The organism is Streptomyces macrolidinus (assembly GCF_023887685.1).
Lineage (GTDB): Bacteria > Actinomycetota > Actinomycetes > Streptomycetales > Streptomycetaceae > Streptomyces > Streptomyces macrolidinus.
Window position 1 is genome coordinate 29,961 of sequence record NZ_JAMWMR010000033.1, and the last position, 17,904, is coordinate 47,864.

15 protein-coding genes are annotated in these 17,904 nt (G+C 70.6%); 7 read left to right on the forward strand and 8 right to left on the reverse strand.

Going from position 1 to position 17,904, the window contains the following annotated elements:
* Positions 1-19: 19 nt before the first annotated feature.
* From NGF19_RS26560 to NGF19_RS26580, 5 genes are all read right to left on the reverse strand, one after another.
* On the reverse strand, positions 20-1,147 hold the full coding sequence (locus NGF19_RS26560; protein ID WP_252428092.1) for a glycoside hydrolase family 12 protein: 1,128 nt from the start codon (positions 1,145-1,147) through the stop codon (positions 20-22).
* A 195-nt stretch (positions 1,148-1,342) separates the two neighbouring features.
* Entirely contained in the window at positions 1,343-2,134 is a 792-nt protein-coding gene (locus tag NGF19_RS26565) for an alpha/beta fold hydrolase (protein ID WP_252428093.1), read from the reverse strand.
* Complete coding sequence (locus tag NGF19_RS26570; protein WP_252428094.1) at positions 2,131-2,739, reverse strand: TetR/AcrR family transcriptional regulator; 609 nt, start codon at positions 2,737-2,739, stop codon at positions 2,131-2,133. Before NGF19_RS26570 ends, NGF19_RS26565 begins: the two co-directional genes overlap by 4 nt.
* A 100-nt stretch (positions 2,740-2,839) precedes the next feature.
* Entirely contained in the window at positions 2,840-3,655 is an 816-nt protein-coding gene (locus NGF19_RS26575; protein ID WP_252428095.1) for an alpha/beta fold hydrolase, read from the reverse strand.
* A 124-nt stretch (positions 3,656-3,779) separates the two neighbouring features.
* Positions 3,780-4,646: an RNA polymerase sigma-70 factor gene (locus tag NGF19_RS26580; protein ID WP_252428096.1), complete on the reverse strand. Its 867-nt coding sequence runs from the start codon at positions 4,644-4,646 to the stop codon at positions 3,780-3,782.
* Positions 4,647-4,931: 285 nt separating this feature from the next.
* Between NGF19_RS26580 and NGF19_RS26585 the strand changes: the two genes are divergently transcribed.
* Together NGF19_RS26585 and NGF19_RS26590 are read left to right on the forward strand one after the other, a co-directional pair.
* Positions 4,932-5,417 (forward strand): carboxymuconolactone decarboxylase family protein, encoded by a 486-nt coding sequence (locus tag NGF19_RS26585; protein WP_252428097.1) that lies wholly within the window; start codon positions 4,932-4,934, stop codon positions 5,415-5,417.
* A 119-nt stretch (positions 5,418-5,536) separates the two neighbouring features.
* The gene (locus tag NGF19_RS26590) at positions 5,537-6,769 is read left to right on the forward strand and encodes an MFS transporter (RefSeq protein ID WP_252428098.1); all 1,233 of its coding nucleotides are present in this window, start codon (positions 5,537-5,539) and stop codon (positions 6,767-6,769) included.
* A gap of 94 nt (positions 6,770-6,863) precedes the next feature.
* On the opposite strand, the gene NGF19_RS26595 is transcribed toward NGF19_RS26590, so the two are convergent.
* A complete protein-coding gene (locus NGF19_RS26595; protein ID WP_252428099.1) occupies positions 6,864-9,737 on the reverse strand; it encodes a glycoside hydrolase family 2 TIM barrel-domain containing protein in 2,874 nt (957 codons plus the stop codon).
* A 178-nt stretch (positions 9,738-9,915) separates the two neighbouring features.
* Here NGF19_RS26595 and NGF19_RS26600 point away from each other — a divergent pair, with 178 nt between their 5' ends.
* From NGF19_RS26600 to rsgA, 3 genes are all read left to right on the forward strand, one after another.
* The gene (locus NGF19_RS26600; protein ID WP_252428100.1) at positions 9,916-10,590 is read left to right on the forward strand and encodes a pyridoxamine 5'-phosphate oxidase family protein; all 675 of its coding nucleotides are present in this window, start codon (positions 9,916-9,918) and stop codon (positions 10,588-10,590) included.
* Positions 10,591-10,647: 57 nt separating this feature from the next.
* Positions 10,648-11,997 (forward strand): radical SAM protein, encoded by a 1,350-nt coding sequence (locus NGF19_RS26605; RefSeq protein WP_252428101.1) that lies wholly within the window; start codon positions 10,648-10,650, stop codon positions 11,995-11,997.
* A 409-nt stretch (positions 11,998-12,406) separates the two neighbouring features.
* Entirely contained in the window at positions 12,407-13,489 is a 1,083-nt protein-coding gene (rsgA, locus tag NGF19_RS26610) for a ribosome small subunit-dependent GTPase A (protein ID WP_372505889.1), read from the forward strand.
* Positions 13,490-13,541: 52 nt separating this feature from the next.
* Here the strand turns inward: rsgA and NGF19_RS26615 are convergent, their stop codons facing one another.
* Complete coding sequence (locus NGF19_RS26615) at positions 13,542-13,913, reverse strand: DUF4180 domain-containing protein (RefSeq protein ID WP_252428103.1); 372 nt, start codon at positions 13,911-13,913, stop codon at positions 13,542-13,544.
* Between the two features lie 174 nt (positions 13,914-14,087).
* Between NGF19_RS26615 and NGF19_RS26620 the strand changes: the two genes are divergently transcribed.
* The gene (locus NGF19_RS26620; RefSeq protein WP_252428104.1) at positions 14,088-15,347 is read left to right on the forward strand and encodes an SGNH/GDSL hydrolase family protein; all 1,260 of its coding nucleotides are present in this window, start codon (positions 14,088-14,090) and stop codon (positions 15,345-15,347) included.
* On the opposite strand, the gene NGF19_RS26625 is transcribed toward NGF19_RS26620, so the two are convergent.
* Positions 15,317-16,297, reverse strand: a complete 981-nt coding sequence (locus NGF19_RS26625; protein WP_252428105.1) for a TrmB family transcriptional regulator — start codon at positions 16,295-16,297, stop codon at positions 15,317-15,319. The two genes, NGF19_RS26620 and NGF19_RS26625, sit on opposite strands and share 31 nt — an antisense overlap.
* 501 nt (positions 16,298-16,798) lie before the next feature.
* Here NGF19_RS26625 and NGF19_RS26630 point away from each other — a divergent pair.
* Positions 16,799-17,896, forward strand: coding sequence for a protein phosphatase 2C domain-containing protein (locus tag NGF19_RS26630; protein WP_252428106.1), 1,098 nt, complete (start codon positions 16,799-16,801; stop codon positions 17,894-17,896).
* Positions 17,897-17,904 lie beyond the last annotated feature (8 nt).

Sequence of the window (17,904 nt, forward strand, 5' to 3'; positions counted from 1 at the left end):
GGATGGTCCGTATGAGGTCTCAAGCCTTGGTGCAGGCGGTGCCGTTGAGGGTGAAGTCGCTCGGTGCGGCGAAGGTGCCGCTGTAACTGCCCTGGAAGCCGAACGACTGGCTGCCGCCCGCCGCTATCTGCGCGTTGTGCGACTGAGCGGTCGCGGTGACGGCACCGGAGGCCGGGGACACCGTGGCGTTCCAGGAGTTGGTGACGCGCTGCCCGGAGGGCAGGGTGAAGGCGAGCTTCCAGTTGTCCACGGGGGTCGAACCGGTGTTGCGGATGGTGACGTCGGCGGTGAACCCGTCCGTCCAGACGCTCGTCCCGTACGTCACCTGGCAGGAGCTCTGGCCGGGGGGAGTGGTGCCGCCGCCGCTACCGGTGTTGACCGTCGAGGAGAACGACGTCACGGCGAGCCCCGCACCGTTCTGCCACGGCTCGAAGCCTGCCTGAACACTCGTCAGATACCAGTCGGCGGATGCCATTTGGCGCGAGATCGCCTGCTGGACGAAGTCCATCACGTCGAAGTTCCAGCTGGTGATCGCCGACGGGGCGACGAAGGACAGCACGTTGTTGGAGCCGTTGTTGCCGGACCACACCTGCCAGGTACGGCCGCCGACCGTGGCCGTACCGCTCTGCGAGCCCACCGGCTGGATCGAGCCGACCTTGTTGAACCAGACCATGATCTCGGTCTGGTTCACGCCGTCCTTGCGTGCCGTCGGGTCCAGCCAGATGTCGTAGGCGGCGTCGTAGACCGCGTCGTTGACGTAGCTGTACGAGATGCTGGTGGGGGCGCTGGAGATGGTGTTGAGCCGCGCCGGAAGCGCGGTACCCGGCGAACAGTTGGTGTAGTGGCAGCCGTTGTAGACGGACGGGTACGACTTCGGGGCGCCGTTCGTCGGCACCGATCCGTCGGCCTGACTGATCCGGAAGCCGGAGTCCGTCACGGTGATGCACTGGGTGGCGTCCGTACCCCAGCGGTTGTTCTGGACGACATAGCGGCCCTGGATCGTGGTCGATCCGAAGGTGTCGCAGATCTGGGTGTCGGCGTGGGCCGCCGGAGCGGTCGACAGAACGGCGGCGACCAGGGCGAACACGGTGAGGAGCGCGCCCAGTAAGCCGCGCGTCGTATCGAGCCGGTGGGGCAGCAATCGCATGGGAGGCCTCTTCGGGGGACGAGGTCGGAGGGAGGAGTGCTCCCCGCTTGCGCATCTATGGGAGCGCTCCCATCATTGGAAGGGAACTATAGGAGTAGGTCATGTTCATGACAACACCTCGCGCACGTCCGAACCTCCTTGGGTGCGCGGGGTGTTGAGCGGGGTGGTGGAGGTGGTGGGGACGCAGGGGTGGGGCTACCGGTCTCCGCGCCCCCGAAGTGCCTCCATGAGCCGTACCCCGAACTCCCGTGGATACTCAAGCGCCCCGACGTGCCCGCCCGGGAACTCGGTGAAGCGGCTGCCGGTCAGCTCGGCCGTGACGGAGGCGGTGCGGTGGAGGAGTCCGCCGCGCGAGTCGACGCCCGCGGCGAGGGTGAGCGGGGCGGCCTTGAGGGCCGAGAGATCCGGCTTGTGCGAGCTGAAGGGGCGGAGGACACGGCTGAGGAAGACAGCCATGGGTGTGGCCAACTCCTCTTGCTCGGACGGAGGTTGACCCTCGACGGGTGCCGACGGTTCCTTCTCCTCCAGCCCGGCGGCCATCCGCGCCCCGGCCGCCTGAAGGCCCGCCCTGCGATACGTGTCGCACACGTCGGCGAACATCGCGTGCTGCCGCGCCGCGTCCGGCAGTACCTCCACGACCGGCGGCTCGTGCGCGACCACGTGCCGCAGTCGCTCGGGGTGGCGGGCGAGCAGGTCCAGCGCCGCGATCCCACCCGAACTGGCCCCGAAGACGTACGCCGACTCGCCGTCCGGCAGCACCTCTTGGAGCACGCGCCACGCACCCTCGCTCCACATCTCGACTCGCTGCTCCTCGACGGGCAGACCGAGACGTCCATGGGCGAGCCCGAGCGGGTCGTAGGTGACGACGGTGAAGTGAGTGGTGAGAGGATCCGTCATCGCGTCGAGGCCACCGGGGTGGCCCGCACCGCCGGGGAGGACCAGCAGGACCGGGCCGTCGCCGCGTACGTCGTAGTGGAGGTGGGTCATGACGGGCTCTTCTCCTTGCGCTGAGCTTCGCGCCGCTCTTCGCGGGGCCAGTGTTCCAGTGCCGTGTGCAGGGCGTCGACGGCCTTGTCCCACGAGGCCCGTACATCGCGTGACGCGTTGAAGCCCCCGGCGGCTTCGAGGGCGCAGTAGCCGTGGAAGGTGCTGCGCAACAGGCGTACGGCGTCGGTGAGATCGGGCTCTTCGAGGCCGTAGGCGCGCAGCATGCCGTAGGTGATCTCGGCGGTGCGGCGCATCGCGCGGGAGTCGGCCGCGAGGGGCTGGTCGAGCCGGATCTGGGTGGCCGCGTACCGTCCCGGGTGCTTCAGCGCGTACGTACGGTAGGCGCCGGCGAAGGCGGCCAGCGCGTCCCTGCCCGCGCATCCGGCGACGGCCGCCGCGATGTGGTCGATCATCTCCTCGCCCGCCAGCAGGGCGAGTCGGGTGCGCAGGTCCTGCACGTTCTTGATGTGCGAGTACAGGCTGGCGTCCTTCACGCCGAAGTGGCGGGCGAGGGCGGAGACGGTGACGTTCTCGAAACCGACCTCGTCGGCGAGGTCGGCCGCTGCCGCGACGACCCGCTCGACGGTGAGCCCGGCACGGGCCATGCGCGTCTCCTTACCTAGAGGTCCTAGGTAATACTCTAGCCCGCCTAAGTGGCGCCGTGAAGAGGCGAGTTGAGCGAGGGGGCGCGGCCGGGCGCTTGGCCTACGCCTCGGCGGCGACCCGGTCGACCCAGTCCAGCATCAGCGCGTCGAACAGCTCGACCTGCTCGATCTGGAGGTTGTGTCCGGCCATGTCCAGCGTCGCGAAGCTCGCCCGCGGGTAGTGCGGCAGCAGTTCGAACTGGTCGAGGTAGCCGACGCTGGAGTCCTGCCGCCCGGTCACGATCAGGGTCGGCCGCTGGAACGGCTCGCCGTCTTCCGGGCCCTCGGTGAGCTGCCAACGCTGCCGGATACGGGCCATCGCCTCCGTGTCGGCCGCGTCGAGGCCGGACAGGATCTCTTCACGGAACCGCCGCGCCGTATCCGAGGTCTGTACCACCGTGACCTCGTCGAACTCCTCGGCGACCTGCGGGTCCAGCGAGTCGAGCAGACCGGGTTCGCTGCGCAGCACCTGGTGGGCGGGGACCCTGCGCTCGGGTGGCTCGACCGCGTCGGCGAGCGGGCAGATCAGCGCCAGCCCGAGGACCTGCTCGGCCCGGGACCTGGCGAGCGCGCGGGCGAGATAGCCGCCGTAGGACTCGCCGACGAGCAGGAAGGGCTCGCCGCCTATGGTGCGGTCGACGAACTCCTCCACCGCCCGCAGCATGTCGTCCGAACTCGCCATGGACGGCGGGGCGGGCGACTTGCCCATCGCGGGGAGATCCGGATACAGCCGCCGGTACCCCTCTCGTCGCGCGAAGACCGGTTCCATGCAGCCGAGCATCAGGCGATGGTCGGGCGTCCAGCCGTGCAGAGCCAGGACGGGGCGACCGGCTCCCTTCTCGACGAAGTGCAGGGTCATGGAGGCGTTGTCGGACATGGCGGATCCTTGTCGGTCGGACGTATGGCCTGGCCCGAGCATCCTGCCACCCGGGTCTGACATCGACGGGACGAGAGGGGGAGGGGCGTGGACCGCCGGGCAGACGGGAATTTGACGACAGGTCCTAGCGGCTCATCGTGATCTCCTGGCCGATACGCGACAGCTTCGCGGGGTTGCGTACGGCGTAGAGCCCGGTGATGAGGCCGCCGTCGATACGCATCGTCAGGACGGTGTCGGTCTCTCCGTCCACCTTGATGATCAGCGCGGGGTGTCCGTTGACCTGGATCGGCCGCAGCGACGCCAGGCCGGCGAGTCGGCTCAGTCCATGGGTCACCCGGTCGGCGCCGACGATGGGTGCGAGGGCGGCCCGTACGACTCCGCCGCCGTCGGTGAGCAGGACGACGTCCGGTGCGAGGATGTCGAGCAGCCGCCTCATGTCGCCTGTCGCGACCGCCTGTTGGAAGGCGGCGAGCGCGTCGCGCGCCTCGGCCGGGGGAACGACTTCACGCGGGCGGCGCGCGGCCACGTGAGTACGCGCGCGGTGGGCGATCTGGCGGACCGCGACCGGTGTCTTGTCGACGGCCTCCGCGATCTCGTCGTAGCCGAACCGGAAGACCTCGCGGAGCACGAACACCGCGCGCTCGGTGGGCGCGAGCGTCTCCAGGACCAGCATCATCGCCATCGAGACGCTGTCCGCCAGCTCGACGTCCTCGGCCACGTCGGGCGCGGTCAGCAGTGGCTCGGGCAGCCAGGGGCCGACGTAGGACTCCTTGCGCCGACGCAGCGTACGCAGCCGGATCAGGGCTTCCCGTGTGGTGATCCGGACCAGGAAGGCGCGCCGGTCCCGCACCGTGTCGAGATCGACGCCCACCCAGCGCAGCCAGGTCTCCTGCAGCACGTCCTCCGCGTCGGCCGCCGAGCCGAGCATCTCGTAGGCGACGGTGAACAGGAGGTTGCGGTAGGCGACGAAGGTCCGGGTGGCCGAGTCCATGCGGCGGTCGGAAGCAGGGCGTTCATCAGTGAAGGTTCCGGTATCGGGATCGGTATCGCTGTGGATGGCTCGCTCGCCGCGTTGATTCATCATGGCTCCTACCCGTCCGCTCGCGACCATGTCACGCACGAGATGCCGGACCCGGCCGTGGTGTGACACCTGAAGCGGGTGGCCTACGTCACACAACGGTGCTGTCACAGCGACCTGTCGACCGGCATCTCTGGGTCGTCACGCTGCCGGGCGAACGAGCCGCACGGCAGCCCGTCACACGAGTGAGGACGAGCCATGGAACCCCGTATCAACCTGATGACCAACCCGATCGGTGCCAGAATCGGCAAGCGGTTCTACAACGTCAACCTGGCGATTCAGGAGGCGGACCTGCCCAAGTCGGTGCAGGAGTTGGTGGCGCTGCGCGCCAGCCAGATCAACGGCTGCGGCTGGTGCGTCGACGCCCACACCAAGGAGGCCGCGGCGCAGGGAGAGACCGCGGTCCGGATCAACCTGGTCGCCGTCTGGCGCGAGTCGACGGTGTTCACCGAGGCCGAACGCGCCGCGCTGGCGCTTGCGGAGGAGGGAACTCGGCTCGCCGACCACCATCAGGGTGTGTCCGACGAGACCTGGTCCGAGCTGTGCAAGCACTACGACGAGGACCAGATCGCGGCACTGGTCTCCCTGGTTGCCATGATCAACGCGGCCAACCGACTCTCCGTGATCACACACACGCGAGGCGGGTCGTACACCCCGGGCAAGTTCGCCACCCTCGCGGACTGACCGAGCGGAACCGCGGCCCGGCCCAGGGCTCCGGCCTCGGGCCAGGCCGCGGTCGGCGTACCGTATGGGCGTCTTGACGTTCGTCGGTCGGGCGACACGGGGGTACGGGGGAGTGGCTGGTGGGGGAGAAGCGGGCTGGTGGGCGGGTACGGGACTTCCGGATCTTCTGGGGTGCGCTGACGCTCTCCGTCCTCGGTGACTCCTTCGCCCTGATCGCGCTGCCGCTGCTGGTGCTGGAGGCGACCGGGTCCGTCGCGCGCATGGGGCTGCTGACGGCGGTCGGTGGCGCGGCGATGGTGCTGTCCGGGGTCTTCGCCGGGGTGGTGGTGGACCGGGTGGATCGCAGGAAGCTGCTCATCGCCTGCGATCTGGTGCGGATGGTTCTCTACGGGCTCGTGCCGCTGGTGTGGCTCGCCGGGCCGCGGATCTGGCTGCTGTACACCGTGCTGCCGCTGTGCGAGGCGGTCGGCATGGTGTTCTCCGTCGCGTATGTGACCGTCGTCCGCGGCCTGGTCGACGCCGACCGGATCACCGAGGCCAACGGCCGGTTGAACGCGAGCGCCGCGGCGGCGGGGGTGGTCGGCCCGCTCGGCGCGGGTGTCGTGGCGGCCTGGGCGGGTCCGGCGGCGGCGGTCGCGGTGGACGCGGCGAGCTTCGGTGTCTCGGCGGTGTGTCTGAGCCTCGTACGGTTCCGGCGGGGCGTGTCGCCCGAACCGGCCGCGGATCGGCAGGGGTTGTGGCGGGATCTGCTCGCCGGGGCGTCGTTCCTGCGGCGCCATCCGATCCTGCGTGTCCTGACGCTGCTGCTGTGCCTGTTCAGCTTCCTTGAGCTGGGCCTGAACGACCTGATCATCTACCACCTCAAGCACGACCTCGGGCAGGGCGACGGCACGGTCGGCAGCGTCCTCGCGATCGGCGCGCTGGGCACGATCGCCGGGGCCCTGCTGGTGGCCCGGATACGCCGTGGCCTCGGCTTCGGACCCACCTGGATCGGCGCGGTGACCGTCAGTGGCTGTGCGCTGGGCGGCATCGGGCTGGCCGGTGGGGTACCGTCCGTCGCCCTGCTGACCGCGGCGTTCCTGGGCAGCGTCAGCATCGCGGGAACGTGCTCGATGTCCCTGCGCCAGGAGGTGACCCCGGAGCATCTGCTCGGCCGGGTCACCTCCGCGTTCTGGACCATCCACTATGCGGCGGCCCCCATCGGCGCGGCCGTGGTCACGTGGGCGGCACAGCACCACGGCACAGCGGCGGTGGGTGCGGTCTGCGGCACGGCGTGCGTGGGCATAGCGGCACTGGCCCTGTTCACCCCGGTACGAACACGCCGCCCGGAGGCCGCGCCCGAGGGGGCGTGAGTGAGTGCCGGGGAGCGGGTCAGTCCCTCGTGCTCCGGGTGATGCGGTAGAGCACGTTCGGACGCAACGGCCCGTCGGGCGCGGTGAGATCGGGTCACTTCGGTCCATCGACCGCCGAGAAGACGAAGGAGAACTCCCTGGGTTCGGCTCGCAGGAAGTACCGCGGCAGCGGGCCCGGACCGCACGACTGGGAACCGATGCCGTGCTGACCGTGGTCGAGGTTGAGCCACACCGTGTCGCCGGGCGTGAGGTCGGTGAGGTGCCTGGCGGCGTCCAGTTGCTCGTTCGTCCAACGGCGTGCGCTGAACCAGAACTCCGGGTCGCCGTCGATCCTCAGGCCGCCGATCTCCGCCCAACGGACGTCGGCACGGGCGCCGTTCTCCTGCGGGCGGACGTACGGGGTCTGGAGATCTTCCACGGTCGCGCTCCAACGCCCCAGTAGCGACGCTGACTTGGTGTCCGGGTACGCCTCACCAGGGCCGCCGCCGAACCAGCGCACCCGGTCCGCCGTACCCGGAAGCCCCAGCCTGATCCCGAGTCGCGGCAGCGGGACCGTCCAGTCGCCCTCGGGTGCGACGGAGACCCTCAGCTTCAGTCGGGTGCCGTCCGAGGTCCAGCGGTAGATCGCGGCCAAGCCCAACTCGCCGGCCGCGGGCGCCACTCGGGTTCGTACGGTCAGTGCGTCGCCGCCCGGCTCGACCGCGTCCAGGCGGTGCCGCATACGGTGCAGGCCCAGCTTGCGCCACAGCAGGCCGTAGCGGGGGTCGGACTGCCACGGCGCGCCCATGTCGTTGTCCGTCGGCGCCCGCCACACGTCCAGGCGGAGCCCGGTCACCTCGACTTGGCCGACGCTCCTGAGCGCGCCCGTACGCGCGTCGAAGGAGGCCGGGCCGAGACTGATCCGGTCATCGACGGACACGGGGGTCGCGGTCGGGGTGACCCGCGCGGGTGGCCGCGTGGAGAGGGGGAACTGGGCCCAGGCGACCGGGTGTTCCCGAGGCGCCCACGCCGTGTCGGCTGCCAGTGCCGCCCGAACCGTCCACTGCGTCTCACCACCGCGCCTGTCCGGCGGCGGCTGTGGCAGCTTCACCACCGCCGACTCTCCTGGCGACAGGGCCGGGACCGCCAGTGGGCCCGACTCTACCGTCTCGCCGTCGACTTGGCAGGACCAGGAGAACGCCAGCGCCGACAGGTCCGCGAAGTCGTACAGGTTGCGGATCCGTACGGCCCCGTCCGCCCCCTCGTCCTCGATACGGACCGGCTCGATCACCTTCTTGTACTCGACCAGTCCCGGCGACGGCGTCCGGTCGGGGAACAGCAGTCCGTCGCAGACGAAGTTCCCGTCGTGCAACTCCTCGCCGAAGTCGCCACCGTAGGCGAAGCCGAGGCGTTCGTCCCGGATGCCGTGGTCGATCCACTCCCAGACGAAGCCGCCCTGGATCCGGTCGTACGTCTCGAAGAGCCGCTGGTAGTCGGCGATGCCACCGGGGCCGTTGCCCATCGCGTGGCCGTACTCGCAGAGGATGAAGGGGAGTCGGCGGCGTCTGAGGGGGCCGCCGTCCAGGCCTCGGCCGATTCGCTCGACCTCCTCGTGGCACGCGTACATCCGTGAATACACGTCCGTGTCACGGCAGTTGATGTCTCGCTCGTAGTGCACGAGCCGCGACGTGTCCCGGCCGTGGATCCACTCGGCCATCGCCGTCAGGCCCCGCCCGGTGCCCGCCTCGTTGCCGAGGGACCACAGGACCACCGACGGGTGGTTCTTGTCCCGTTCGACCATGCGGGCGGCACGGTCCAGGAGCGCCGGGGTCCAGCGGTCGTCGTCGACCGGGTTGTCCCGCCAGGCCTGTTCGATGAAGCCATGGGTCTCCAGGTCGCACTCGTCGATGACCCACAGCCCCAACTCGTCGCACAGGTCGAGGAAGGCCGGATGCGGCGGATAGTGCGAGGTGCGCACGGCGTTGATGTTGTGCCGCTTCATCAGCAGCACGTCCGCCCGCATGGTCTCCGGATCGAGCGCGCGCCCGTTCTCCGGATGCCATTCATGGCGGTTGACGCCCTTGAAGAGGATCGGCCTCCCGTTCACCGTGATCCGGCCGTCCGTCAGGGCGACCGTACGGAAGCCGATCCTGAGCGGTACGCGTTCGCCCTCGGTGGTCAGCACACCGTCGTACAGCGTCGGGGTCTCCGCGGTCCACGGTTCGACGGGCACGGTCACCAGTTCGCCGGTGGCGACCTCGATACCGAGCGCGGGGACGGTGACCCGGCCCGGAACGTCCGAGTCGACCTTCAGCGTGCCCTCGCCCCGGACATGGTCGTACGAGGCGTGCACGAAGAAGTCGAGGACACCGCCGGCGGGGCGGTGCAGCAAGGTGACGTCCCGGAAGATGCCCGGCAGCCACCACTGGTCCTGGTCCTCCAGATAGGACCCGGCCGACCACTGGTGGACCCGGACCGCGAGCACGTTGCCGGTCGGCTGGAGCAACTGCCCGACCGCGAACTCGTGCGGCAGCCGCGAGCCCTGGAACGTACCGAGGTCCGTGCCGTTCAGCCAGACGCGGGCGCAGGACTCGACACCGTCGAAGCGGAGAACGGCCCCGCCGTCCGAGGGCCAGCTCTCCGGCAGGTCGAAGACGCGCAGATGGTCACCGGTCGGGTTCTCGGTCGGCACCCGCGGCGGGTCGACCGGGAAGGGATAGAGGTGGTTGGTGTAGATGGGGGCGCCATGGCCCTGGAGCACCCAGTGGCCGGGGACCGCGACCTCCGCCCAGGCACCCGCGTCGAAGCCGGGCTCGGCGAACGCGTCGTCCTCGGCGTCGGCGGTGGCGGACAGCCGGAAGCGCCATCTGCCGTTCAGCGAGAGGGACGCCGCGTCCGAGGACGCGTACCAGGCACGCGGCGGCAGGAACCCACTGCCCGGTGCGACATCCTCGATGTAGTCGGTGGTGGTACGGATGCGGAGGGACATCGGCATCGGTCTCCTGGACGAGATCGGCGTGTCGCTGATATCTGAGCCAGGGACCATCCTGCACGCAGTCCCCGGGACTGCGCCCCACCTTGCGCGCAACAGCTCGCGAACCGGTCCGCCCCGGTCGTACGTGAACACCGGGCGACAACCGGCAGGAAGGCTCGATAGCGTCGCGATCATGACACAGTCGCCGTATCCCTCCACCCTTCCGCAGACCGAACTCACCCGGCACCGCCGCCTGCGCGAGCAGGGCAGTGACCGCCGGGCCGATCTCGACGCCATCCTCGACGCGGGGTTCGTCTGTCACCTCGGGGTGATCGTCGAAGGGCGGCCCCTGGTCGTGCCCACGGTGTACGGACGGGACGAGCGCGTGCTGTACCTGCACGGCTCGGTGGCCAGCCGGAGCATGGCGGGCGGCACCCCCGTATGCGTCACCGTCACCCATGTCGACGGACTCGTCCTCGCGCGCTCGGTGTTCGAGCACGGCGTGAACTACCGCAGCGCGGTCATCCACGGCACCGCCCGCAAGGTCACCGACCCGGACGAGAAGCTGGAGGGGCTGCGCCGGCTCACCGAGCACGCGACACCGGGGCAGTGGACCTACGCCCGGCAGCCGGGCCGCAAGGAGTTGGCCGCCACCACCCTGCTCGCCCTCTCCCTCGAAGAAGCATCGGTCAAGATCCGTACGGGCGCCCCCGACGACGGCGACGGACCCGACGCCGACCTGGGCATCTGGGCCGGAACCCTGCCGCTCACCGCCACCTGGGGCGCCCCCGAGCCCGACCCGCTGCTGCCGCCGGACATCCCCGTACCAGCCCACCTCGCGCGACGCGAAGGGACCCGGCACGGCTGACGCGCGGGCCGGGGCATACCGTGAGGAGTCGAATGCCCGAGCCGGGAGGAGATATGGATGGGTAGCCGCACCGCACTGGTCGAGGATCTGATGGAGCGATTCCCGCACGTACCGCGGGAAGCCGTCTTCAAGGAGGACCTGCTGCGCGGAGGCGTGGCCTTCGACGCCTCCGCCCTCAGCGACAACGAGAGCGGCGAGGTCAAGCCGAAGTCGTACTTCATCTTCTCCTTCGACCACGGCACCCTGCCCGAACTGGGCGAGGCGGCACTGCGGCGCCCGCCCGAGGAGATCATCCTCACGGGCGGCCCGTACGACCTGCGCCGTACCGTCGTCTCGGTACGCGTCAACCCGGCCTCGCCCTACCGGGTGGCCGCCGACGAGGAGGGGCTGCTCGGCCTCTACCTCGACGGCAAGCGGATCGCCGACGTCGGCGTCCCGCCCATGCCCGAGTACTACCGCCACACCCTCTCCAACGGGAAGTCCGTGATGGAGGTGGCCCCGACGATCCAGTGGGGCTATCTGATCTACCTCACCGTCTTCCGTGTCTGCCAGTACTTCGGCGCCAAGGAGGAGTGCCAGTACTGCGACATCAACCACAACTGGCGCCAGCACAAGGCGGCCGGGCGGCCCTACACCGGGGTGAAGGACGTCGAGGAGATCCTCGAGGCGCTGGAGATCATCGACCGGTACGACACCCAGAAGGCCTCCACCGCCTACACGCTCACCGGCGGCGCCATCACCTCGAAGGTCGCGGGCCGCGACGAGGCCGACTTCTACGGGCACTACGCCAAGGCCATCGAGGAGCGCTTCCCCGGACGCTGGATCGGCAAGGTCGTCGCACAGGCCCTGCCGAAGGACGACGTACAGCGGTTCAAGGACTACGGGGTGCAGATCTACCACCCCAACTTCGAGGTGTGGGACCGGCGGCTGTTCGAGCTGTACTGCCCCGGCAAGGAGCGCTACGTCGGCCGCGACGAGTGGCACCGGCGCATCCTGGACTCGGCGGACATCTTCGGCGCGCGCAATGTGATCCCCAACTTCGTGGCGGGCGTGGAGATGGCCGAGCCCTTCGGCTTCACCACGGTCGACGAGGCGATCGCCTCGACCACCGAGGGGCTGCGCTTCTTCATGTCGAACGGCATCACGCCCCGCTTCACCACCTGGTGCCCGGAGCCGACGACCCCGCTCGGCAAGGCCAACCCGCAGGGTGCGCCGCTGGAGTACCACATCCGTCTGCTGGAGGCCTATCGCGCCACGATGGACGACTTCGGTCTCTCCTCGCCTCCCGGCTACGGCCCGCCCGGACCGGGCCGCGCGGTGTTCTCCGTCAGCTCGTTCATGGACAGCCTTCCCGCGCGGGAAGCTTCTGACGAAGCCGATGGCGCCGAGGAGCCGTCGCGCGCGTAACGCCCTGACCGGGGTGGGGTGTTGAGGGCCGTCGATACGACGGCCCCCGACGCCCCGCCCCGGTGGGAGTACGAACCCCCGGTCAGTTCCAGAGTCCGCGACCGAGGGGAACGCGGGGGACCGGACGCCGACTCCCGAAATACGCTGGCGGGCGGTCGAGCGGGCGGGTTAGGGTGGCGGTCGTACGCCGGGGTCGGATCGTGGCCGCCGGTACGCGCCGGTGATCGCCGGCAACTACAGGGGATGAAGGGGGTGTTGACCGATGACTGTTCTTGCGACGGGCGCTGCCCGCCTCCAGGAGTTCATCTCGTCCACCTCCGTGGCCATCGGCTGACACCCATCCACAGGCGCGCCTCTGCGCGCCCGCCGGGGCCACCCTTGTGAAGGGTCTCCCTTGACTTCCATCTCCATGCAGTCCGCTTCTTCCGCGCTCGCCCCGTACGGCTGGGACGACGCATGGGCGGAGGCCTTCGCCCCGTACGACGCCGAAGGGCTGATCGCCGGGCGGGTCGTCCGCGTCGACCGCGGCCGGTGCGACGTGGTCACCGCCGACGGGGTGATGTACGCCGACACCGCCTTCGTCACCCCCCACGACCCGCTGCGGGTCGTGTGCACCGGCGACTGGGTCGCCGTCGAACCCGCGGGCAACCCCCGCTATGTACGGGCGTATCTGCCGCGCCGTACGGCCTTCGTGCGCTCCGCCTCCTCCAAGCGGTCCGAGGGGCAGATCCTCGCGGCCAACGTCGATCACGCGGTCGTCGCCGTGTCGCTCGCCGCGGAGCTGGACCTCGCCCGGATCGAACGCTTCCTCGCGCTGGCCTGGGAGTCCGGGGCGCAGCCGGTCGTGGTGCTCACCAAGGCCGACCTGGTGCCGGACGCGACGACCCTCTCGTACCTCGTCCAGGACGTCGAGACGACCGCGCCCGGCGTGCCGGTCCTGCCGGTCAGTTCGCAGCGGGGAGAGGGGCTCGACGCCCTCGCCGCGCTGGTGTCCGGCGGTACGTCCGTCCTGCTCGGGCAGTCCGGCGCGGGCAAGTCGACCCTGGCCAACGTGCTGCTCGGCGAGGACGTGATGACCGTCCAGGCCACGCGGGACGCGGACGGCAAGGGGCGCCACACCACGACCACCCGCAATCTGCTCGCCCTGCCCGGCGGCGGCGTCCTCATCGACACACCCGGCCTGCGCGGGGTCGGGCTCTGGGACGCCGAGACCGGTGTCGGCCAGGTGTTCTCCGAGATCCGTGACCTGGCGGAGGGCTGCCGCTTCGACGACTGCGCCCATGACAGCGAGCCCGGCTGTGCGGTGCGCGCGGCGGTCGAGGACGGGGAACTGCCCGAGCGGCGGCTGGAGAGCTACCGGAAGCTGCTCCGGGAGAACCAGTGGATCGTCGCCAAGACGGACGCCCGTGTCCGGGCGGAGCGGCGGCGCGAGTGGAAGCGGAAGGGTGCCGAGGGGAGGGCCGCGATGGAGGCGAAGCGCGGACGGCGGTAGTAAGACCGGTCTCTGGGTGGGGAGTCGGCCCGTCCGGCTCCCCACCGGCGCCTCAGGCGGTCGGCCCCGCCAGACGTGCGTGCAGTTCGTCGAGGTCGGCCACGAACCACGTCTGACGCCCGCGGTTGCACTCCCGTACGAAGTCACGCAGCGCCGAACTGGCCTCCGTATGACGGGAGATGTCACCGACCACCGCCAAGCCCATGCGGTACTGGACGAACTTCTGCACGATGTCTCCGGCGACGCGGGTACGGAGCTGGAAGAACATCTCGTCGAACCGGTCGGCGGGGACGGCCACCCACGCGGCGCCCTGGTAACCGGCGTTGCCGATGAGATCCGTGGCATCGCGCTCACCGCAGATGGGCTCGCCCTCGGCAGCGCATATCAGGACGGGGATGTCGTGGATCTTCTCCAGGGTGCTCATGCCGGGCAAGGCTAGTTCGGCTGGCGGGCCACGGCGATCGCATTTGGCGCTGTCTGCGTGGTCCCTTCTCAACACGAAGGGGTGACTGGGTGTTTGTTACCCCGTCGGCGTGTCCCGGGCAGACATGGATCGCCGGTCCCGTGCCAGGGACCGCCCGTGAAGAGAGTGCTCCGTATGATCCAGTTGCCGCGCGCATGGGTAACCCGGCGCCGTTGCCTCGCTGTTCTGGCCCTCACCCTGCTGTCGACCACGGCCACCTTCCCGGGCGCGTCCGCCCGGTCCGAGAACGCCCCACTCTGGACCGGGACTTGGGAGGCCGCTCCCTCCGGGACCGCTCCCGAGCTTCCGGACGCCTCCATCCGTAACGTCGTGCACACCAGTGTCGGTGGCGTCGCCGCCCGTATCCACGTCTCCAACCGCCTCGGCACCGCACCGCTGCAACTCGACGCCGTCACCGTCGCGTTGCAGCGTCCTGGCCCGGCCGCCGGACCCGACGCACTGCCTGGCTCCGTGCGCGCGGCCACCTTCGGCGGGGCTGCCTCCGTGACCGTCCCGGTGGGTGAGGACCGGATCAGCGACCCCGTCGACTTCCGGGTCCCGGCGGACAGCAACCTCCTCGTCACCGTGCACGCACTGGCCGGTTCCGTCCCGGCGACGTACCACGAGACCGCGCTCCAGAGCAGCTTCGTCGCGCAGAGCTCCCATCGGGCCGCCGACGTCGACGGAGCCGCGTACACCAGGACCGTTTCCCACTGGTACTACCTGAGCGGTGTCGATGTCCTGCGTCCGTCCGACGCGGGCAGTGTCGTCGCGTTCGGTGACTCCCTCACCGATGGCACCGGATCCACCCCTGGCACCAACCACCGCTGGCCGGACCGGCTTTCACAGCGCCTGAGCGCGCTGCCGGAGAGCCGAAGGCCCGGTGTGCTGAACGCGGGGATCGGCGGCAACCGTCTCCTTCTGGACGGAACGGGGCCGAACGCGCTCGCCCGCCTCGACGCCGACGCCCTCTCCCGCGGCGGGGTGCGCACCCTGATCGTCCTGGAGGGCATCAACGACCTCATCGTCGCCCCGTCCCGGCTGGATCCGGCCGCCTACGCACGGGCGTACCGGCAGATCGTGGCCCGCGCACACGCCCTCGGTGTCCGCGTCATCGGCGCCACGCTCACGCCGCTCGGCGGCCACAAGCTCTGGAGCCCGGAGCGGGAGAGCGTACGACAGGAGATCAACACTCTCATCCGGGGCCAACTCTTCGACGCGGTCGCGGACTTCGACGCCGTCGTCCGCGATCCGGCCCGCCCCGTCCGCATCCTGCCCGCTTACGATCCGGGCGATCACCTTCACTTCAACGATGCGGGGATGAAGGCACTCGCCGACACGATCGATCCCGCCTTCCTCGCCGGTCAGTTACGCGCCACCCAGCCCCGTTCGTAAGCATGCCAGCCCAGTTGGAGCCGGGTCGTCACCCCGGCCAGCTCCATCAGCCGCTTCACCCGGCGCTGCACCGTCCGTAGCCCCAGGTCGAGTTGCTTGGCGACGCTCGCGTCGGTCAGCCCGGCGAGCAGCAGGGACAGGACCTGCAGATCGGTACTGTCGGGGCCGCTCGGTCCGTCCTCGATGATGTCGGGCGTCCCGAGCCGTAGCGGCAGCGCGTCCTGCCACACCGACTCGAAGAGACCGGAGAGCAGTTCCAGCAGTCCGCTCGCGTGGACGACGAGCGCGGCCGGTTCCGTGATGGGGGAGGTGAGCGGCACCATCGCCAACGTCCGGTCGGCGACGACCAGTTTGGTCGGCACCCTGTCGACCACCCGTACCTCTTCGTCGCGGCCGAGCGCGGCGGTCAGTTCGGTGATGCCGTGGGGCTGGTCAAGCACGGTCCGTTCGACGACCACCCGGTAGTGGACGCCGCGGTCGGTGGCCTGTTCCTCCGCGTCGTTCTCCATACCGGACACGGCGACCGGGGCGCCGGTGACGAGGGCGCAGACCTCCTCGGTCGCGCCGAGTTGGAGCTGGAGGAAGCGCTGGGTGACCGCGGCGGCGCCGATCACCACCTCGACCAGGTCGTGCACCGCGGGCTCGGCCGCCGCCGCCCGGTACTCCTCGGCGAGCAGCGCCGCCGCCAGCTCCGCCTTCTCCAACTCGTGCCGCCGCTGGGTGAGCAGCGCGCCGAGGGCGACCCCGGGCGGTGCGGCGACCCAGCGGCCGGGGCGCGCGGTCGACTGGGCCGCGAGGCCGTGCCGCTCCAGTTGGCGCAGGGTGCGCTCGGTGGCGTGCTCGCCGAGGGTGAGCCGCCGCGCGAGATCGGACACATCGGCGGCGCCCACGGACACCAGTGCCCGGTACGCCGACTCGTGCGTCTCGTCCAGGCCTATCACTGCCAGCATCAGCCGTCGTTCCTCCCGAAAGACCACCTTTGCGGTGCGGCACCGTGGCGGAAACCGGCCACGGCACAATCCCGCCTCAGCACATCGTCGCCGTAGCGCCTCCCCCTCTGCCAAAGTGGCATCACCGCTGAACAACCGCGGTCCGCCACAGCCGGATCGAGCCTACTCGACGGACCAGGACGCGGAAGTTCCGCCTGCGCAGGGGAGATTGGGGACGCATACCCGACGGGATCCGGGCAGCACACCGGGTCCGGTCGCCCAGGCACCGCCGGGCGGTTTCCCCGTGGGGGGTGGAACCGTCCGGCGGCCGTTCAGGATTGGCCGGATTCCTCTCTTCATCGACGAGGCGTCGACCGGCCCGAGACGCAAGCCACCGCCCTCCCGGACGGGAGTCACCGCCTTCCCAGACGGAAGCCGCCGCTCTACCAGACGGACGCTCCCCCTCACCCGATTTCCGCTTGCCCCATTTTCATACGGCCCCCACGAGGGACAATCGAGGGCATGAGCCAGCAGGGGGAGAAGCCCACCGAGCACGAGGGCGACTGGTGGGGGCAGTTGTACGACGACGCCACAGGGGACACGGCAGCGGCGCCCACGCGAGCGGCACCCACAGCCGACACCGCGTCGCCCTCGCCCACGTGCACAGCCGCCGCCCCGCTCGCCTACGACGCCGAGCCCACCGCCCTCCCGCCCGCCGACCCGGACGGCCTCGAGGACCTGGTCGCCGACACCGTGCTGGACGGCGCGCAGTACGGGACCTCCACCCTGCGTGCGGCCTCCGTACGCGGCGACCGCGCCCGCGACCGGGGCGAGCCGCGCCGGGACTCCCTGCTCGTCGCCCGCTTCGGCACGGGCGAGCAGGCGCTCGTCCTCGTCGCCGTGGCGACCGGCGCTCCGGACACGCCCGGGTCCCACCGGGCCGCCGCCGAGGTGTGTCACTGGATCGGCCGAGCCGTCGGACGCAGTCACGCCCGCCTCGGCGAGGACCTCAGGGCCGCCCGGCGCGGCGATCTCAAGTCGGGCCTGCACCGGCTGACCGACCGCGGCCTCGGCAAGCTGCGCGCCCGCGCCGCCGAGCAGGGCGTCGAGCCCGAGGAGTACACCGCCTCCCTGCGCTGTCTGCTGCTGCCGGCCGACCCGTCCTGCCGTACGCGGGTGTTCTTCGGCGTCGGCGCGGGCGGCCTGTTCCGGCTGCGGGACGGTGAGTGGCAGGACATCGAGCCACGGGCGGCCGACGCGACGGGCGACGCGGTGGTCGGCTTCGGCGGGGGCCGCCGCCCCGCGCAGCCCCCCGAGGGTGACGGGCTCACCATGGACCTGGGGATCACGACGCCCCCGAGCCCGTACGAACCGGCCCCCGAACCGCCACGGGCCCCCTTCCGCTTCCGCGCCTCGATCGCCCGGCCGGGTGACACCCTCCTGCTGTGCAGCGGTGGCCTCGCCGACCCGCTGCGTGCCGAACCGAGCCTCGCCGAGCACCTGACGAGCCGCTGGTCGACGGCCGGACCACCGGGGCTCGCCGCCTTCCTCGCGGACACCTCGGTCCGGGTGAAGGGCTACGCCGACGATCGCACGGCCGCCGCCGTTTGGGAGGCGTGATCCCGGCC

Excerpts from the sequence above, each read along its gene's own strand:
- NGF19_RS26560 (WP_252428092.1), bottom strand. The coding sequence starts at position 1,147 with ATGCGATTGCTGCCCCACCGGCTCGATACGACGCGCGGCTTACTGGGC.
- NGF19_RS26565 (WP_252428093.1), bottom strand. The coding sequence starts at position 2,134 with ATGACCCACCTCCACTACGACGTACGCGGCGACGGCCCGGTCCTGCTG.
- NGF19_RS26570 (WP_252428094.1), bottom strand. The coding sequence starts at position 2,739 with ATGGCCCGTGCCGGGCTCACCGTCGAGCGGGTCGTCGCGGCAGCGGCC.
- NGF19_RS26575 (WP_252428095.1), bottom strand. The coding sequence starts at position 3,655 with ATGTCCGACAACGCCTCCATGACCCTGCACTTCGTCGAGAAGGGAGCC.
- NGF19_RS26580 (WP_252428096.1), bottom strand. The coding sequence starts at position 4,646 with ATGGACTCGGCCACCCGGACCTTCGTCGCCTACCGCAACCTCCTGTTC.
- NGF19_RS26585 (WP_252428097.1), top strand. The coding sequence starts at position 4,932 with ATGGAACCCCGTATCAACCTGATGACCAACCCGATCGGTGCCAGAATC.
- NGF19_RS26595 (WP_252428099.1), bottom strand. The coding sequence starts at position 9,737 with ATGTCCCTCCGCATCCGTACCACCACCGACTACATCGAGGATGTCGCA.
- NGF19_RS26600 (WP_252428100.1), top strand. The coding sequence starts at position 9,916 with ATGACACAGTCGCCGTATCCCTCCACCCTTCCGCAGACCGAACTCACC.
- NGF19_RS26605 (WP_252428101.1), top strand. The coding sequence starts at position 10,648 with ATGGGTAGCCGCACCGCACTGGTCGAGGATCTGATGGAGCGATTCCCG.
- rsgA (WP_372505889.1), top strand. The coding sequence starts at position 12,407 with ATGCAGTCCGCTTCTTCCGCGCTCGCCCCGTACGGCTGGGACGACGCA.
- NGF19_RS26615 (WP_252428103.1), bottom strand. The coding sequence starts at position 13,913 with ATGAGCACCCTGGAGAAGATCCACGACATCCCCGTCCTGATATGCGCT.
- NGF19_RS26620 (WP_252428104.1), top strand. The coding sequence starts at position 14,088 with ATGATCCAGTTGCCGCGCGCATGGGTAACCCGGCGCCGTTGCCTCGCT.
- NGF19_RS26625 (WP_252428105.1), bottom strand. The coding sequence starts at position 16,297 with ATGCTGGCAGTGATAGGCCTGGACGAGACGCACGAGTCGGCGTACCGG.
- NGF19_RS26630 (WP_252428106.1), top strand. The coding sequence starts at position 16,799 with ATGAGCCAGCAGGGGGAGAAGCCCACCGAGCACGAGGGCGACTGGTGG.